This window comes from Stenotrophomonas sp. ZAC14A_NAIMI4_1, from assembly GCF_003086915.1.
Classification (GTDB): Bacteria; Pseudomonadota; Gammaproteobacteria; order Xanthomonadales; family Xanthomonadaceae; genus Stenotrophomonas.
In genome coordinates this window covers 2,909,229-2,923,558 of record NZ_CP026002.1, presented here as the reverse complement: position 1 = coordinate 2,923,558, position 14,330 = coordinate 2,909,229, and the positions used below count along the sequence as shown (strand labels likewise).

Genomic DNA, 14,330 nt, shown 5'->3' with positions numbered 1-14,330 from the left:
GCAATCGCCCGGAATGCAGGGCCGGGCGGTAGAATGCGCCCATGCACGACGCCGTCACCCGCCCGACCCAACCCTCCGATGCCACCGCCTGGTCCCGTCGCCAGACCCATGCCGTCCAGATCGGCGGGGTCACCGTAGGTGGCGGCAAGCCCGTGGTGGTGCAGTCGATGACCAACACCGACACCTCCGACGTGGCCTCCAGCGTGAAGCAGGTGGCCGAGTTGTGGCGGGCCGGTTCGGAAATGGTGCGCCTGACCGTCAACACCGTGGAAGCGGCTGCAGCCATTCCGCGCATCGTCGACAAGCTGGCGATGATGGGCATCGACGTACCGCTGATCGGCGACTTCCACTACAACGGCCATCAGCTGCTGACGGCCGAGCCGGCCTGTGCCGAGGCGCTGGCCAAGTACCGCATCAACCCGGGCAACGTCGGCTTCGGCAAGAAGAAGGACCTGCAGTTCGCCCAGCTGATCGAGTTCGCCATCCGCTACAACAAGCCGGTGCGCATCGGCGCCAACTGGGGCTCGCTGGACCAGGCCCTGGCGGCGAAGCTGATGGACGAGAACAACCATCGCGAACAGCCCTGGGACGCCGGCCGCGTGCTGCGCGAGGCGCTGATCCGTTCTGCGCTGGATTCGGCCGAGCAGGCGGTGGAGATCGGCCTGCCGCGCGATCGCATCATCCTCTCGGCCAAGGTCAGCGGCGTGCAGGAACTGATCGCGGTCTACCGCGATCTGGCCCAGCGTTCGGATTTCGCCCTGCACCTGGGCCTGACCGAAGCCGGCATCGGCAGCAAGGGCATCGTCGCCTCGGCGGCAGCGCTGAGCGTGCTGCTGCAGGAAGGCATCGGCGACACCATCCGCATTTCGCTGACCCCTGAGCCGGGCCAGTCGCGAACGCAGGAAGTGATCGTCGCCCAGGAACTGCTGCAGACCACCGGCCAGCGCGCGTTTACTCCGCTGGTCACCGCCTGCCCGGGCTGCGGCCGCACCACGTCCGAGTTCTTCCAGGAACTGGCCAAGGTCGTGCAGAACCACGTCCGCGAGAAGATGCCGGTCTGGAAGGTGCAGCACCCTGGTGCGGAGAACATGACCCTGGCGGTGATGGGCTGCATCGTCAACGGGCCGGGCGAGTCGCGCCACGCCAACATCGGCATTTCCCTGCCGGGTACCGGCGAAACGCCGGCCGCGCCGGTGTTTGTCGATGGCGAGAAGAAGGTGACCCTGCGCGGCGACAACATCGCCCAGGAATTCGTTGCCCTCATCGACGAATACGTCGAACAGAAGTATGTCCGGATCGCCGGGTAAGCCGGCGATCCTGGCCGCGCCGGAACCGGCGTCCGGCTTCCGACACTGGATGGGGCGCAACGCGTGGCGCCTGGTGCTGCTGTTTGCCGGTGTGCTGCTGCCGCTGGCCGGCTTCGTCGCCCTGGCCGACGAGGTGCACGAGTTCGAGTCGTTCCATTTCGATGCCCCGCTGCTGTGGCAGATGCACGGGTTGCATTCGCCGTGGCTGGACCGGTGCTTCGTGCTGCTGTCGAAACTGGGTTACGAGTGGTTCCTGATCCCGGCCGACGTGCTGATCGTCGGTGCGCTGCTGTGGCGGCGGCGATGGCGCGAGGCGACCTTCGTGGCGGTGTGCTTCGTCGGCTCGGCGCTGCTGAACATGGGCAGCAAGCAGTTCTTCCAGCGTGACCGCCCAAGCCTGTGGGAATCGATCGCCCCCGAATCGACGTTCAGCTTCCCCAGTGGCCATGCGATGGGCACCATGACCCTGGCGGCGACCGTGGTGCTGCTGGCCTGGAACACCCGCTGGCGCTGGCCGGTGCTGGTGCTGGCGCCGCTGTTCAGCCTGCTGGTCAGCCTTTCCCGGGTCTACCTGGGGGTGCATTACCCCTCCGATATCCTCGCCGGATGGTGTGCGGCGCTGGTTTGGGTGGTAGGGTGCTATCTGGTCATGTTCAGTCGCCGGCAACCCTGGCGACACCGCGGTTCGCCGCCAGCAGCGGCCAGCGAAGCGATCGCAACAGGGGAGTGACGTGGATGCCCCTCCGGGGACGTCCATGAAAGAGCAGGTTGTTTCGTTGTAACGGGTTCTGTGGGACAGGGGGCTACATCGATGTGCGAAGAATGTGATGCGCAAGGCAGAACGCCGTTTTTGCGCAGTCGTCGTGCTTGCGATGGTCGGATGCCCTGCCTAGCGTGGCCCGCAATGGCCGCATTCGAAGAGGTACGTGAATGACGATTCGAGTCTACCTGGTGGACGACCACGCGCTGGTCCGCACCGGTATGAAGATGATCCTGTCGGGTGAAGCCGACATCGAGGTGGTGGGCGAAGCCGAGACCGGCGAGGACGGCCTGCGCGAGATCCGCCAGCTGCTGCCGGACGTGGTGCTGTGTGACCTGCACCTGCCGGGCGTCAGTGGCATGGAAGTGACCGAGCGCATCGTGCGTGGACACCGTGCCACGCGCGTGGTGATCGTCTCCGTGCTGGAAGATGGCCCGCTGCCGAAGCGCCTGCTGGAAGCGGGCGCGGCCGGTTACATCGGCAAGGGCTGTGACGCGCAGGAGCTGCTGCGTGCGGTTCGTGACGTGGCCGCCGGCCGCCGTTACCTCGGCACCAGCATCGCGCAGAACCTTGCGCTGTCCACGGTGGAAGGCAATGCCTCGCCGTTCGACACGCTCTCGCCGCGCGAGCTGGAAGTGGCGCTGCTGCTGACCCAGGGCCTGCGCCAGGAAGACATCGCACGGCGGCTCAGCCTGAGTGCGAAGACGGTGAACACGCACAAGGCGCGGTTGTTCGAGAAGATGGGGATCAGCGACAACATCGCGTTGGCGCGCATGGCCAGCCAGTACGGGCTGGTGGATCCGGCGCGGCCGCTGTAACAGCGTCGGCCGGACACCTTGGGTCAGAGCCCTTTCCTGCGGAAAGGGATCTGACCCAGGACAGGTTGCAGGTGCTTCGGGGTCGGATCCCTTTCCCGGCGGGAAAGGGCTCTGACCCCTGATGACGCCGAATCGCGGCTTGGGCTTAGTGGCCGCGGACGCGCTTGATGATCTTCGCGGCGTCGGCGGCGCTGGCGCGCACCTTGTCCCACTCGCCGTCGGCGATCCAGTTGCCCGGCACCATCCACGAACCACCGATGCAGACCACGTTCTTCTGTTCGAGGTATTCGGCGGCGGTGTTTTCGGTGATGCCACCGGTCGGGCACAGCTTCAGGTCGGCAACCGGACCAGCCAGGCCCTTGATCATCGCCAGGCCACCCACGGCCGTGGCCGGGAACAGCTTGCAGACACGGAAGCCGCGCGCGTAGAGCGACAGCAGCTCGGTCGGCGTGGCCGCACCCGGCACCACCGGCAGCGGTGCCGCCGCCAGCGCATCGGCCAGCACCGGCGGCGTACCCGGCGTCACCAGGAAATCCGCACCCGCATCGATCGACTGCTGCATCTGCTCCACGGTCAGCACCGTGCCCGCGCCCACCACCACATCGGGCAACTCGCGCTTGAGCATCGCCAGCGCTTCCATCGCCACCGGCGTACGCAGCGTCAGCTCGATGGCCGGCAGCCCACCTTCCAGCAGCGCCGCACTGACTGCACGCGCCTGGTCCAGCGTATGAATCGTCACCACCGGCAGAATGCCCGCCGCATGCAGCAGTTCCGCCGCCTTCACCTGATGTTGTTCGATACCCATGCTTTTGCCTTTGCCTTTGCTCTTCTTGATTCAGTGGCCGCAGCGCAAATGACACGCCGGGAATTGTCCAAGGGCAGTAGAGCGCCCTGGCCGGGACCGTGAGCGGCATGGATGCCGCGACCGAGCCCCCATGGATGGGTTTACGGCGTGTCCCGGCCAGGGCGCTCTACTGCCCAAGCCGGGAAGCCTGCCGCGGCGTTTCGCTTCAGGCGTCTTTTGCCTCATGCGGCGCCGCCGCCGCCGCGGCATCATGCCCCAGCTCATATTCCGAATCGTAATCCCACGGCCCACCATCAGCCGCCGCCGGCCCGCACGAAATCGAAATCGCACCCTGGTCCGCCGGACCCACCACGCGGCGATTGATCGCGAACAGGTTGCGGCCCAGATCGTGCGCTGCCGGTGCCGTGTTCGGCGCCAGCGACCGTGCCGCCCACTCGGCCGCATCCACCAGCACTTCCAGCGTGCCGGCTTCACCGTCCAGGCGGATCATGTCGCCCTCGCGTACCTTGGCCAGCGGGCCACCGCGCGCCGCTTCCGGCGTCACGTGGATCGCCGCCGGGATCTTGCCCGACGCACCGGACAGGCGGCCATCGGTGACCAGCGCCACGCGCCGGCCCTGGTTCTGCAGCAGGCCCAGCAGCGGCGCCAGCGAATGCAGTTCCGGCATGCCGTTCGAACGCGGGCCCTGGTAACGCACCACCGCCACGAAATGCTCGGGCAGCAGGCCACCGGCGTGCAGCTTGTTCAGCACCTGCGGCGCATCGACCACCACGGCCGGCGCTTCAATGGTGCGGTACTGCGGCTTCACCGCCGACAGCTTGATCAGCGACTTGCCCAGGTTGCCGCGCAGCAGGCGCAGGCCGCCCTGGCTTTCGAACGGGTTGTCGACGCTGCGCACCACTTCTTCATCGGCGCTGCGTTCCAGGCCCGGCAGATAGACCAGCTTGCCGTCGCGCAGCTGCGGTTCGCGCGCGTAGTCGGCCATGCCGCCACGGGCCACGCTGACCAGGTCTCCGTGCATCAGGCCGGCCTTGATCAGCTCGCCGAACACGAACGCCGGGCCACCGGCAGCGGCGAAGCGGTTCACGTCGGCCTCGCCGTTCGGATAGACGCGGGCCAGCAGCGGAATCAGCTGCGACAGTTCGTCGAAATCGTCCCAGGTCAGCACGATGCCGGCGGCACGGGCCACGGCAATCCAGTGGATGGTGTGGTTGGTAGAACCGCCGGTGGCCATCAGCGCGATGACCGCGTTGATGATCGCGCGCTCGTCGATGATGCGGCCCAGCGGGCGGAAATCATCGCCCAGTGCGGTGATGTCCAGCGCACGCTCGGTGGCTTCGCGGGTCAGCGCATCGCGCAGCGGCGTATCCGGGTTGACGAAGGAGGCGCCCGGCAGCTGCACGCCCATCGCTTCCAGCAGCACCTGGTTGGAATTGGCGGTGCCATAGAAGGTGCAGGTGCCGACGCCATGGTACGAGGCGGACTCGGCTTCCAGCAGTTCCTCGCGGGTGGCTTCGCCGGCGGCGTAGCGCTCGCGCACTTCGGCCTTCTGCTTGTTGGGAATGCCCGGGGTCATCGGGCCGGCCGGCACGAACACCGCCGGCAGGTGGCCGAAGGCCAGTGCGCCGATCAGCAGGCCCGGCACGATCTTGTCGCACACACCGAGGTGGATGGTGGTGTCGAACATGTCGTGGCTGAGGCCGATGGCCGTGGCCTGCGCGATCACATCACGCGAGAACAGCGACAGTTCCATGCCGCCGCGGCCCTGGGTCACGCCGTCGCACATCGCCGGCACCGCGCCGGCCACCTGTGCGGTCGCGCCGAGTTCGCGGGCGACCGCACGGATCTGCTCCGGGTAGGTCTCGAACGGCTGGTGCGCCGACAGCATGTCGTTGTAGGCGGTGATGATGCCCAGGTTCGGGGTCACGCCGCCGCGCAGCCGGCTCTTGTCGGTGGTGCCACAGGCGGCGAAGCCGTGGGCGAGGTTGCCGCAGCTCAGGCGGCTGCGGAACGGGCCATCGCGCAGGGCGGCGTCGATCGCGGCCAGGTAGGCGGCGCGCGAAGCAGCGCTGCGGGCGATGATGCGATCGGTGATGGCTTGCAGTTGCGGATGGAGGCTCATTGGCTACCAGCGTTCAAGGTGGCGAGAGGCTGGCGGCGGCGGGCGCCGCCGCCGACGTCAATCAGCCCAGTGCACGCGCAGGCGCGCGCCGTCCAGGTTGATTGCATTGAGGATCGGGTAAAGCTGTGCGTCGTTGCTGTCCAACGCCTGGCGCAGCACCTGCAGCTTCTGCTTGCCGCGCAGCAGCAGCAGGCGCTGGCGGCACTGGCCCAGGCCACGCGGGGTCAGGGTGATGCGCAGCGGCCACTGGTTGGCGCCAGGGCAGCCGGTGGCATCCAGCGCGGCATAGGGCAGGGTGCTTTCCAGGGCGCGGGCCAGATCCTTCGAGCCCGGGAACAGCGAGGCGGTGTGGCCATCGTTGCCCATGCCCAGGGCGACCACGCTCGGCGCCTGGCTGTGCTGGGCCTGCAGGTTGGCGGTGTACACGCATTCGGCCAGCGGCTTGCCGACGCGCACCAGCGGATCGAAGTGCGCCCCTTCGGCACGCTTGAGCAGATGCTCGCGCACCAGCCAGGCATTGCTGTCGCGATCCTGCGGCGAGAGCCAGCGCTCATCGGCCAGGCTCACTTCCACCCGGTCCCAATGCACGTCCAGCTCGGCCAGCGCCTGGTACACCGGCGCTGGCGTGGTGCCGCCGGAGAGCAGGATGCGGGCGCGGCCGACTTCGTTGATGTCGTGGTTGATGGCCTGGGCCATTTCGGCGGCCACCGCTTCGATCCAGCCATCGGCATCGCCATGGCTGATGAAATCGATGCGGTCGTCGTGGAAGGTCTGGCTCATGCGGCAACTCCTTGGGCGTCACGTTCGGCGTCGGCGGCATAGGCGGCGGCGCCCAGCAGCCCGGGGCAGGGGTGCATGATCGCCAGCGACGGCACCCGCGCCATGATCGAAGAGAACCGGCCCTTGTGTTCGAAGCGCTGGCGGAAACCCGAATGCTGCAGCGAATCGAGCATCTTCGGCACCAGGCCGCCGGTCAGGAACACGCCATCCCAGGCGCCCTGCACCAGCACCAGGTCACCGGCGATGGCACCGAACACGGCACAGAACACATCCACGGTGCGCATCGCCTGCGGGTCGCCCAGCGCAGCACGCGCGGTGACGTCGACCGGCTGCAGCTGGCCCGGATCGAAGCCGGCCATCTCGCATACCGCGCGATGGATGTTGACCAGGCCCGGGCCGCAGATCAGGCGCTCATTGGAGACGCGGCCGAACTGCTCGGAGAGGATTTCCAGGATGCGGATTTCCTCCGGCGTGCCGGGCGGGAAGCTGACGTGGCCGCCTTCGGTTTCCAGCGGGTAGCTGCGGCCGTGGCGCACGATCAGGCCGCCGACGCCGAGGCCGGTGCCGGGACCGATCACGCCGTAGTTGCGCGGCTCGCCCGGCGCGGCCGGGGTCCAGTGCGCGCCGCCGATCTGGATCACGTCCTGCGGCTGCAGCAGGGCCACGGCCATCGCCTGTGCGGCGAAGTCGTTGATCAGGTGCAGCTCGTCGAAGCCGAGCATGGCGGCGGTGCGGCTGCGCGAGATCACCCACGGGTGGTTGGTGATGCGTGCCTCATCGCCGTCGACGCGGCCGGCCACCGCGAACACGCCGCGGCGCGCGGTGGCGCCGGCCTGTTCCAGGTAGTGGCGCGCGGCATCGCCCAGCGAGGGGAACTCGGCCACCGCGTATTCGCGGATGCTGTCCTTCTGCAGGGGCGCGTCCAGCGAGGTGTCGGCCAGGGCGAAGCGGGCGTTGGTGCCGCCGATGTCGGCGACCAGCACAGGCTGGCTGCCGACACTCATGCCGATGCTCCGCTGTCCGGTGCGTCCACGCCCTGCGGCAGGAAATCGGTGGCGTTGTCTGGGCCCCACTGGCCGGCCGGGTAGGGCTCCAGCGGCAGGTTGGCGGCCTTCCAGGCATCGGCCACGCTGTCGATCCAGGCCCAGGCCGCGCGCACTTCGTCATCGCGCACGAACAGGGTGTGGTTGCCGTTGAAGGCATCCAGGAACAGGCGTTCGTAGGCGATGCGGCGGTGCAGGCCGGTCGGCACGGACAGCTCCAGTTCCAGCGGGTGCAGTTCCAGCGCGCCCCATTCCGGGCCGGCCAGGCTGCTCATCAGGCCCAGCTCGATGTTTTCCTGCGGCTGCAGCTGGAACACCAGGCGGTTCGGCGCGGCCTGCGCACGCTGCGGGCGCTCGAACAGCCAGTGGGTGACCGGCTTCAGCGTGACCACCACGCGGGTGGTGCGCTCGGGCAGGCGCTTGCCGGTCACCAGGTGGAACGGCACGCCGCTCCAGCGCCAGTTGTCGATGTGCGCGGTGACGCCGGCGAAGGTTTCCACGTCGCTGCCTTCCGGCGGCTGGTAGGCCTGGGCCGGCTGGCCGTTGATGCTGCCGGCGGTGTAGCGGCCACGGATGCTGTCACGCGCCGCGTGCTTGGCATCGAGCGGGCGCAGGGCGCGCAGCACCTTGACCTTCTCGTCGCGGATGCGGTCGGCTTCGAGCGAGGCCGGCGGCTCCATCGCCACCATGCACAGCAGCTGCAGGATGTGGCTCTGCACCATGTCGCGCAGGGCGCCGGAGCGGGCGTAGTAGGCATCGCGGCCGTCCACGCCTTCGCTCTCGGCCACCAGGATGTGCACCGATTCGATGTAGTTGCGGTTCCACACCGCTTCCAGCAGCGTGTTGCCGAAGCGCAGGGCGATCAGGTTCTGCACCGCCGCCTTGCCCAGGTAATGGTCCAGGCGGAACACGCGGTCTTCGTCGATCCACTGGCCGATGGTGGAGATGATCTCCTCGGCGCTTTCGCTGTCGCTGCCGATCGGCTTTTCCAGCATCAGGCGCGACGGTGCTGCCAGGGCGCCGCCCTTGGCCAGGCCTTCGCAGGTGGAGATGTACAGGCCCGGCGGGATGGCCAGGTAGCTGACGCAGCGGCGGTCGACCAGGTCGGACACCGCGGCGGCGACCGAGTCGACGTCGCGCAGGTCCACCGAGCGGTAGTCGATGCGGCGCAGCAGGGAGGCGATGTCCTCCTGGCTGGCCATCGGCATGGCCTGCTGCAGGCGCGGCCGCAGGATGTCATGGAAGGCTTCGGTGTCATGGCCGGACAGGGCCAGCGCACGGATGCGGAAGTCCTCCGGCAGCAGGCCGTCGCCAAGCAGGCGCAGCAGCGAAGGGAACAGGTAGCGCTGGGCCAGATCACCTGTGGCACCAAACAGGAAGAGGGTGTCGTGCATCGCTCGAGTTTCAGATCCGGGTGACATCGTTGTCAATCGCTTCATGGCTGGGTTCAGGGGACATCCGCGCTACTGTCTGTCCGAGGCTCGCTGGGGGCGGATTTCCGGCGAACCGGAAGACCGTTCCATGCGTAACCACTACGACGATGACCTTTCGTCTGGTCGTCGAAGCAGATCGGCGCGCACCGACGTTCGGATAGTGCCACGTGAAAACGTTTACATGGCAGAATGGGCAACTGTATTCGATTGCAGTGGTCGCCGTCATGCGGCAGCTGCGCAATCATCACTGCCATCGGGAGGGCCGAGGCAGTCCCCAATGACAGCCCGGGCGTCGGGCGGACTGGATAGATTGATATGGCAAAAGTGCAGTTGCAGGGTGTGCGCAAGGTCTACGACAACGGCCAGGTCGCGGTGAAGGACGCCACCTTCGAGGTCGCCGATGGCGAGCTCATGGTGCTGGTCGGACCGTCCGGCTGTGGCAAGTCGACCCTGCTGCGGATGGTGGCCGGACTTGAGGAGATCAGTGGCGGCACGCTGACCATCGGCGACCGGGTGGTCAACGATGTGGCGCCGAAGGACCGCGACATCGCCATGGTGTTCCAGAGTTATGCGCTGTACCCGCACATGACCGTGGCCGAGAACCTGGCCTTCGGCCTGAAGCTGCGTGGCCACGACAAGGCGACCATCGACAAGCGCATCGCCGAGGCGGCGCAGACGCTGGGCCTGACCGAGATGATGGACAAGCTGCCCAAGGCGATGTCCGGCGGCCAGCGCCAGCGCGTGGCCCTGGGCCGTGCACTGGTGCGCGAACCGGCGGTGTTCCTGCTGGACGAGCCGCTGTCCAACCTGGATGCCAAGCTTCGCCACAGCGTGCGTACCGAGATCGCGCAGCTGCACCGCAAGCTGGGCACCACCATGATCTACGTGACGCATGACCAGGTGGAAGCAATGACCCTGGGCCAGCGCATCGTGGTGCTGAAGGACGGCATCATCCAGCAGATCGACACGCCGATGGCGCTGTATGACCGCCCCGCCAACCTGTTCGTGGCCGGCTTCCTCGGCAGCCCCGCGATGAACGTGCTGCGCGGCACGCTGCAAGGCGATGCTGCAGGTGTGTCGGTGCTCGATGGCGAGTGGCGCGCGCCGCTGGGCCAGGCCACCATCGACCCGGCGTGGCTGCAGAAGCCGATTGCCGTGGGCGTGCGTCCGGAGCACCTGCAGCCGGCGGGTGCCGACGATACGCATGCGTTCACCGCACGCATCGAGGGCATCGAGCCGGTCGGCAACGAGATCTTCGTCAACATGAGCAGCGGCAAGCATGCCCTGACCATGCGCGTGGCGCCGCAGTCGCTGCCGGGCGTGGGCGAGGACATCCGCGTGGCGATCCACACGCAGGGCCTGCATTTCTTCAATGCCGAAACCGGCGAACGCCTGTAAGGGGCGGTAGCGCCGGGCCATGCCCGGCGTCATCAAAGGCGTGCGGACCAACGGTCCGCACCCACCCGATTCTGTAGAGCCGAGCCCACGCTCGGCTGCGGGCCTCAGCGCGCCAGGCCGTCCAGCAGCGGCATGCGCTGCGCGGCCACGCCGCCCACCTGCAGTTCGGCGTCGCTGGTTTCCAGCGGCAGCACGGCCAGGGCCAGGTCGCCAGCCACGCTGGCAATGCTGCCCAGCGCCGCACCGTCCTGCTGCACGCCATCGCCGGCCTGTGCCGGGGCGGCGGTATGCAGCAGCTGCACCGCACGCTTGGCCTTGCCGAGGAAATGGGTGCGGGCCACGATTTCCTGGCCCGGGTAGCAGCCTTTCTTCACGCTGTAGCCGTTCAGCCGGTCCAGGCCCAGCTGCTGCGGCGTCCACACCTCGCGCTGGCTTTCGTCCAGGCGGGGCAGGCCGAAGCGCAGGTCGGCCTGGCGCCAGGCCAGCGCGAACGCGGCTTCATCGACCTCGCTGCCCGCCGCAAATCCCTCAGCCGGACCAATGCGCAGGGTGCGCGGCAGGGCATCGCTGCCCAGGTCCAGCTCCCAGCCCGCCTCGCCACCCCCGGCGATCGCTGCGCCACTGGCCGCTTCCGGCGCAGTGAAGGCACCGGCCACGGCCAGATCCGCGTGCACCTGCAGCTTCACCTTGCGGCGGAACACGAAACGCTGCAGTTGCGACGCAATCGCATCTGCATCGCCATCGGCCAGCACCAGCATCACGTGATCCTCGGCCAGCCGCAGCAGCTGGAACACCGCCAGGGTGCGGCCCTTGGCGCTCAGCCACGCGCTCCATTGCCAGTGCTGAAGGGGCAGGGCGGTGACGTCGCTGCTGAACTGGGCATGGGCGAAAACGGCCGCATCCACGCCCTGCAGGCTCAGCAACTGGTGGCCGGGCAGGCGCGGATATGCGACGAAAGCAGGGGGAAGGTTGTCAGGCACGTGAACGAGGTCTAAAATTTGTGCGTTGCGAGACCGAACATGATAGGCCAAACAACCCCCACTCCCGACGACGAAACTGAAGCCCCGCTGGTTCCTGCGGCACCTGTGCCCGTGGAAAAACCAGAGGCGGAAGAAGAATTCGGCGGCCGCGGCGGACTTGATCCGGTGCGGTATGGCGATTGGGAGAAAAACGGACGCTGCATCGATTTCTGATCAGCATTGAGCCAACGCGGCATCGTGCCGCCCAGCCGAGACAACGAGCCCAGCGAAATGGCGACCAGACAACGCCCCCTATCCCCGCACCTTCAGGTGTATCGCTGGCAGATTCAGATGGCCACCTCGATCCTGCATCGAGCCACTGGCGTCTTTCTGTCCGTGGGTGCCCTCATCATCGCCGCCGGCCTGCTGGCCCTGATGATGGGACCCGATTCCTGGAACTGCTTCACCGGTCATGCCGGGGCCTGGTATGGCCGCGTGTTCCTGTTTGCGTGGACATGGTCGTTCGCCTATCACCTGTGCAATGGCATCCGCCATGTCGTGCAGGACTTCGCCGTCGGCTTCAGCATCCCGGCCTTCGTCCGCAGCAGCTGGATCTCGGTCTTTGCCAGCCTGGTGATCACCGCGCTGGTCTGGGCCTACGTGTTGTTCGGAGGTGCCGCATGAGCAAGTTCCGTACCCCGCTGAAGAACGTGCGCGGCCTTGGCTCGGCCAAGACCGGCACCGAGCACTTCGTGCACCAGCGCCTGACCGCCGCCGCCCTGGTGGTGCTGGGCCTGTGGTTCCTGGTGTTCGTGGTGCGCATGGCCGGCGCCGACTACGCCACGGCCGTGGCCACCATCGCCAAGCCGTGGAATGCCGTGCCGCTGATCGGCCTGCTGATCACCATGTTCTGGCACGCACAGCTCGGCATGCAGGTCGTGCTGGAAGATTATATCCACGAATCGCTGCTGGCCCTGGTGCTGCAGACCGCGGTGAAGTTCGTCGCCGTGCTCGGCATGATCGTCAGTGTGTTTGCGGTGGGCCGCATCGCCCTCGGCGTTGCCTGAGCCCAGGCACCAAGACAGGAATCCAGACTAGATGTCCGCTTACAAGATCACCGAACACAAGTACGACATGGTCGTGGTGGGCGCCGGCGGCGCCGGCCTGCGCGCCACGTTCGGCCTTGCCGCCAAGGGCCTGCAGACCGTGTGCCTGACCAAGGTCTTCCCGACCCGTTCGCACACCGTCGCTGCCCAGGGCGGTATTTCCGCCGCGCTCGCCAACATGGGCGAAGACGATTGGCGCTACCACTTCTACGACACCATCAAGGGCTCGGACTGGCTGGGCGACCAGGACGCCATCGAGTACATGTGCCGTGAGGCCATCCCGGCCATCATCGAGCTCGAGCACTACGGCGTGCCGTTCAGCCGCACCGCCGAAGGCAAGATCTACCAGCGCCCGTTCGGCGGCATGACCACCAAATACGGCGAAGGCCCGGCGGCGCAGCGTACCTGCGCGGCGGCCGACCGTACCGGTCACGCCATGCTGCACACCCTGTACCAGCAGTCGCTCAAGCACGACGCGCGCTTCATGATCGAGTACTTCGCGCTCGACCTGATCTTCGATGACGAAGGCGTGTGCCGTGGCGTGCTGGCCCTGGACATGTCCGACGGCACGCTGCACCTGTTCCGCGCCCAGGGCGTGGTGCTGGCCACCGGCGGCTACGGCCGTGCGTACTTCAGCGCCACCTCGGCGCACACCTGCACCGGCGACGGTGGCGGCCTGGCCATGCGTGCCGGCATCGCCATGCAGGACATGGAGTTCGTGCAGTTCCACCCGACCGGCATCTACGGCGCCGGCTGCCTGATCACCGAGGGTGTCCGCGGTGAAGGCGGCATCCTGCGCAACAGCAGCGGCGAGCGCTTCATGGAGCGCTACGCACCGCACTACAAGGATCTGGCCTCGCGTGACGTGGTGGCCCGTTCGATGACCATCGAGATCCGCGAAGGCCGCGGCGTCGGCGAGCACAAGGATCACATCCTGCTCGACCTGACCCACCTCGGCCCGGGCGTGATCGACGAGAAGCTGCCGGGCATCGCCGAAAGCGCCCGCATCTTCGCCGGCGTCGACGTGCACAAGCAGCCGATCCCGGTCATCCCGACCGTGCACTACAACATGGGCGGCATCCCGACCAACTTCCACGGCGAAGTCGTGCGCAAGGATGGCGACAACCCCGATGCCGTGGTGCCGGGCCTGTACGCCATCGGCGAAGCGGCCTGCGTGTCCGTGCACGGCGCCAACCGCCTGGGCTCGAACTCGCTGCTCGACCTGGTGGTGTTCGGTCGTGCCGTGGCCAACCGCTGCGCCGCCACCATCAAGCCGGGCGCTGCGCACAAGCCGCTGCCGGCCGATGCCTGCGACAAGGCGCTGGGCCTGCTGGACAAGCTGCGCCATGCCAATGGCGATACGCCGACCTCGGTCATCCGCGACAACATGCAGCGCACGATGCAGGCCGACGCCGCCGTCTTCCGTACCAGCCAGACGCTGAAGGAAGGCTGCGAGAAGATGGCGACCGTGTTCGACTCGTTCCAGGACGTGAAGGTCAGCGACCGTTCGCTGGTCTGGAACTCGGACCTGATCGAGACCTACGAGCTGAACAACCTGCTGCTGAACGCGGTGGCGACGATCAACTCGGCGGAACAGCGCAAGGAAAGCCGTGGTGCGCACGCGCACGAGGACTTCCCGGACCGCGACGACGTCAACTGGCACAAGCACACGCTGGTCACCGTCGACGAGAAGGGCAAGTGCAGCTTCGACTACCGTCCGGTGCACATGTACACGCTGACCGACGAGGTCGACGTGGTGCCGCCGAAGCCGCGCGTGTACTGATCGCGACCCCCGCCTA

General features: G+C 67.5%; 14 protein-coding genes. 8 read left to right on the top strand and 6 right to left on the bottom strand.

What is annotated here, in order from left to right:
• The first annotated feature begins 41 nt into the window (after positions 1–41).
• The 3 genes from ispG (at position 42) to C1926_RS13210 (ending at position 2,885) form a co-directional block, all read left to right on the top strand.
• A complete protein-coding gene (gene ispG / locus C1926_RS13220; RefSeq protein ID WP_079221491.1) occupies positions 42–1,307 on the top strand; it encodes a flavodoxin-dependent (E)-4-hydroxy-3-methylbut-2-enyl-diphosphate synthase in 1,266 nt (421 codons plus the stop codon).
• Positions 1,288–2,037 (top strand): phosphatase PAP2 family protein, encoded by a 750-nt coding sequence (locus tag C1926_RS13215; RefSeq protein ID WP_108759490.1) that lies wholly within the window; start codon positions 1,288–1,290, stop codon positions 2,035–2,037. Before ispG ends, C1926_RS13215 begins: the two co-directional genes overlap by 20 nt.
• A 200-nt stretch (positions 2,038–2,237) precedes the next feature.
• Entirely contained in the window at positions 2,238–2,885 is a 648-nt protein-coding gene (locus C1926_RS13210; protein WP_079221493.1) for a response regulator, read from the top strand.
• A 145-nt stretch (positions 2,886–3,030) separates the two neighbouring features.
• Here the strand turns inward: C1926_RS13210 and eda are convergent, their stop codons facing one another.
• The 5 genes from eda to zwf form a co-directional block, all read right to left on the bottom strand.
• Entirely contained in the window at positions 3,031–3,690 is a 660-nt protein-coding gene (eda, locus tag C1926_RS13205; protein WP_079221494.1) for a bifunctional 4-hydroxy-2-oxoglutarate aldolase/2-dehydro-3-deoxy-phosphogluconate aldolase, read from the bottom strand.
• 205 nt (positions 3,691–3,895) lie between these two features.
• The gene (gene edd, locus C1926_RS13200; RefSeq protein ID WP_108759489.1) at positions 3,896–5,812 is read right to left on the bottom strand and encodes a phosphogluconate dehydratase; all 1,917 of its coding nucleotides are present in this window, start codon (positions 5,810–5,812) and stop codon (positions 3,896–3,898) included.
• A 57-nt stretch (positions 5,813–5,869) separates the two neighbouring features.
• Complete coding sequence (gene pgl, locus C1926_RS13195; protein ID WP_079221496.1) at positions 5,870–6,592, bottom strand: 6-phosphogluconolactonase; 723 nt, start codon at positions 6,590–6,592, stop codon at positions 5,870–5,872.
• A complete protein-coding gene (glk, locus tag C1926_RS13190; protein ID WP_108759488.1) occupies positions 6,589–7,596 on the bottom strand; it encodes a glucokinase in 1,008 nt (335 codons plus the stop codon). Before glk ends, pgl begins: the two co-directional genes overlap by 4 nt.
• Positions 7,593–9,029 carry a glucose-6-phosphate dehydrogenase gene (zwf, locus tag C1926_RS13185; RefSeq protein ID WP_108759487.1) on the bottom strand — a complete coding sequence of 479 codons (1,437 nt, stop codon included), beginning with the start codon at positions 9,027–9,029 and terminating at the stop codon, positions 7,593–7,595. The genes glk and zwf overlap by 4 nt, the downstream gene beginning before the upstream one ends.
• Positions 9,030–9,383: 354 nt before the next feature.
• Between zwf and ugpC the strand changes: the two genes are divergently transcribed.
• Positions 9,384–10,466 carry a sn-glycerol-3-phosphate ABC transporter ATP-binding protein UgpC gene (gene ugpC / locus C1926_RS13180; RefSeq protein ID WP_108759486.1) on the top strand — a complete coding sequence of 361 codons (1,083 nt, stop codon included), beginning with the start codon at positions 9,384–9,386 and terminating at the stop codon, positions 10,464–10,466.
• Between the two features lie 104 nt (positions 10,467–10,570).
• Here the strand turns inward: ugpC and C1926_RS13175 are convergent, their stop codons facing one another.
• Positions 10,571–11,446, bottom strand: a complete 876-nt coding sequence (locus C1926_RS13175; RefSeq protein WP_108759485.1) for a folate-binding protein YgfZ — start codon at positions 11,444–11,446, stop codon at positions 10,571–10,573.
• Between the two features lie 39 nt (positions 11,447–11,485).
• Between C1926_RS13175 and C1926_RS21930 the strand changes: the two genes are divergently transcribed.
• The 4 genes from C1926_RS21930 to sdhA are packed head-to-tail and all read left to right on the top strand — an operon-like array spanning position 11,486 to position 14,314.
• A complete protein-coding gene (locus C1926_RS21930; protein WP_079221501.1) occupies positions 11,486–11,659 on the top strand; it encodes a DUF1674 domain-containing protein in 174 nt (57 codons plus the stop codon).
• Positions 11,660–11,716: 57 nt separating this feature from the next.
• On the top strand, positions 11,717–12,109 hold the full coding sequence (gene sdhC, locus C1926_RS13165) for a succinate dehydrogenase, cytochrome b556 subunit (protein WP_108759484.1): 393 nt from the start codon (positions 11,717–11,719) through the stop codon (positions 12,107–12,109).
• Positions 12,106–12,492, top strand: coding sequence for a succinate dehydrogenase, hydrophobic membrane anchor protein (gene sdhD, locus C1926_RS13160; RefSeq protein ID WP_079221503.1), 387 nt, complete (start codon positions 12,106–12,108; stop codon positions 12,490–12,492). The genes sdhC and sdhD overlap by 4 nt, the downstream gene beginning before the upstream one ends.
• A 31-nt stretch (positions 12,493–12,523) precedes the next feature.
• Entirely contained in the window at positions 12,524–14,314 is a 1,791-nt protein-coding gene (gene sdhA, locus C1926_RS13155) for a succinate dehydrogenase flavoprotein subunit (RefSeq protein WP_108759483.1), read from the top strand.
• The last annotated feature ends 16 nt before the right edge of the window (positions 14,315–14,330 follow it).

Excerpts from the sequence above, each read along its gene's own strand:
- ispG (WP_079221491.1), top strand. The coding sequence starts at position 42 with ATGCACGACGCCGTCACCCGCCCGACCCAACCCTCCGATGCCACCGCC.
- C1926_RS13215 (WP_108759490.1), top strand. The coding sequence starts at position 1,288 with ATGTCCGGATCGCCGGGTAAGCCGGCGATCCTGGCCGCGCCGGAACCG.
- C1926_RS13210 (WP_079221493.1), top strand. The coding sequence starts at position 2,238 with ATGACGATTCGAGTCTACCTGGTGGACGACCACGCGCTGGTCCGCACC.
- eda (WP_079221494.1), bottom strand. The coding sequence starts at position 3,690 with ATGGGTATCGAACAACATCAGGTGAAGGCGGCGGAACTGCTGCATGCG.
- edd (WP_108759489.1), bottom strand. The coding sequence starts at position 5,812 with ATGAGCCTCCATCCGCAACTGCAAGCCATCACCGATCGCATCATCGCC.
- pgl (WP_079221496.1), bottom strand. The coding sequence starts at position 6,592 with ATGAGCCAGACCTTCCACGACGACCGCATCGATTTCATCAGCCATGGC.
- glk (WP_108759488.1), bottom strand. The coding sequence starts at position 7,596 with ATGAGTGTCGGCAGCCAGCCTGTGCTGGTCGCCGACATCGGCGGCACC.
- zwf (WP_108759487.1), bottom strand. The coding sequence starts at position 9,029 with ATGCACGACACCCTCTTCCTGTTTGGTGCCACAGGTGATCTGGCCCAG.
- ugpC (WP_108759486.1), top strand. The coding sequence starts at position 9,384 with ATGGCAAAAGTGCAGTTGCAGGGTGTGCGCAAGGTCTACGACAACGGC.
- C1926_RS21930 (WP_079221501.1), top strand. The coding sequence starts at position 11,486 with ATGATAGGCCAAACAACCCCCACTCCCGACGACGAAACTGAAGCCCCG.
- sdhC (WP_108759484.1), top strand. The coding sequence starts at position 11,717 with ATGGCGACCAGACAACGCCCCCTATCCCCGCACCTTCAGGTGTATCGC.
- sdhD (WP_079221503.1), top strand. The coding sequence starts at position 12,106 with ATGAGCAAGTTCCGTACCCCGCTGAAGAACGTGCGCGGCCTTGGCTCG.
- sdhA (WP_108759483.1), top strand. The coding sequence starts at position 12,524 with ATGTCCGCTTACAAGATCACCGAACACAAGTACGACATGGTCGTGGTG.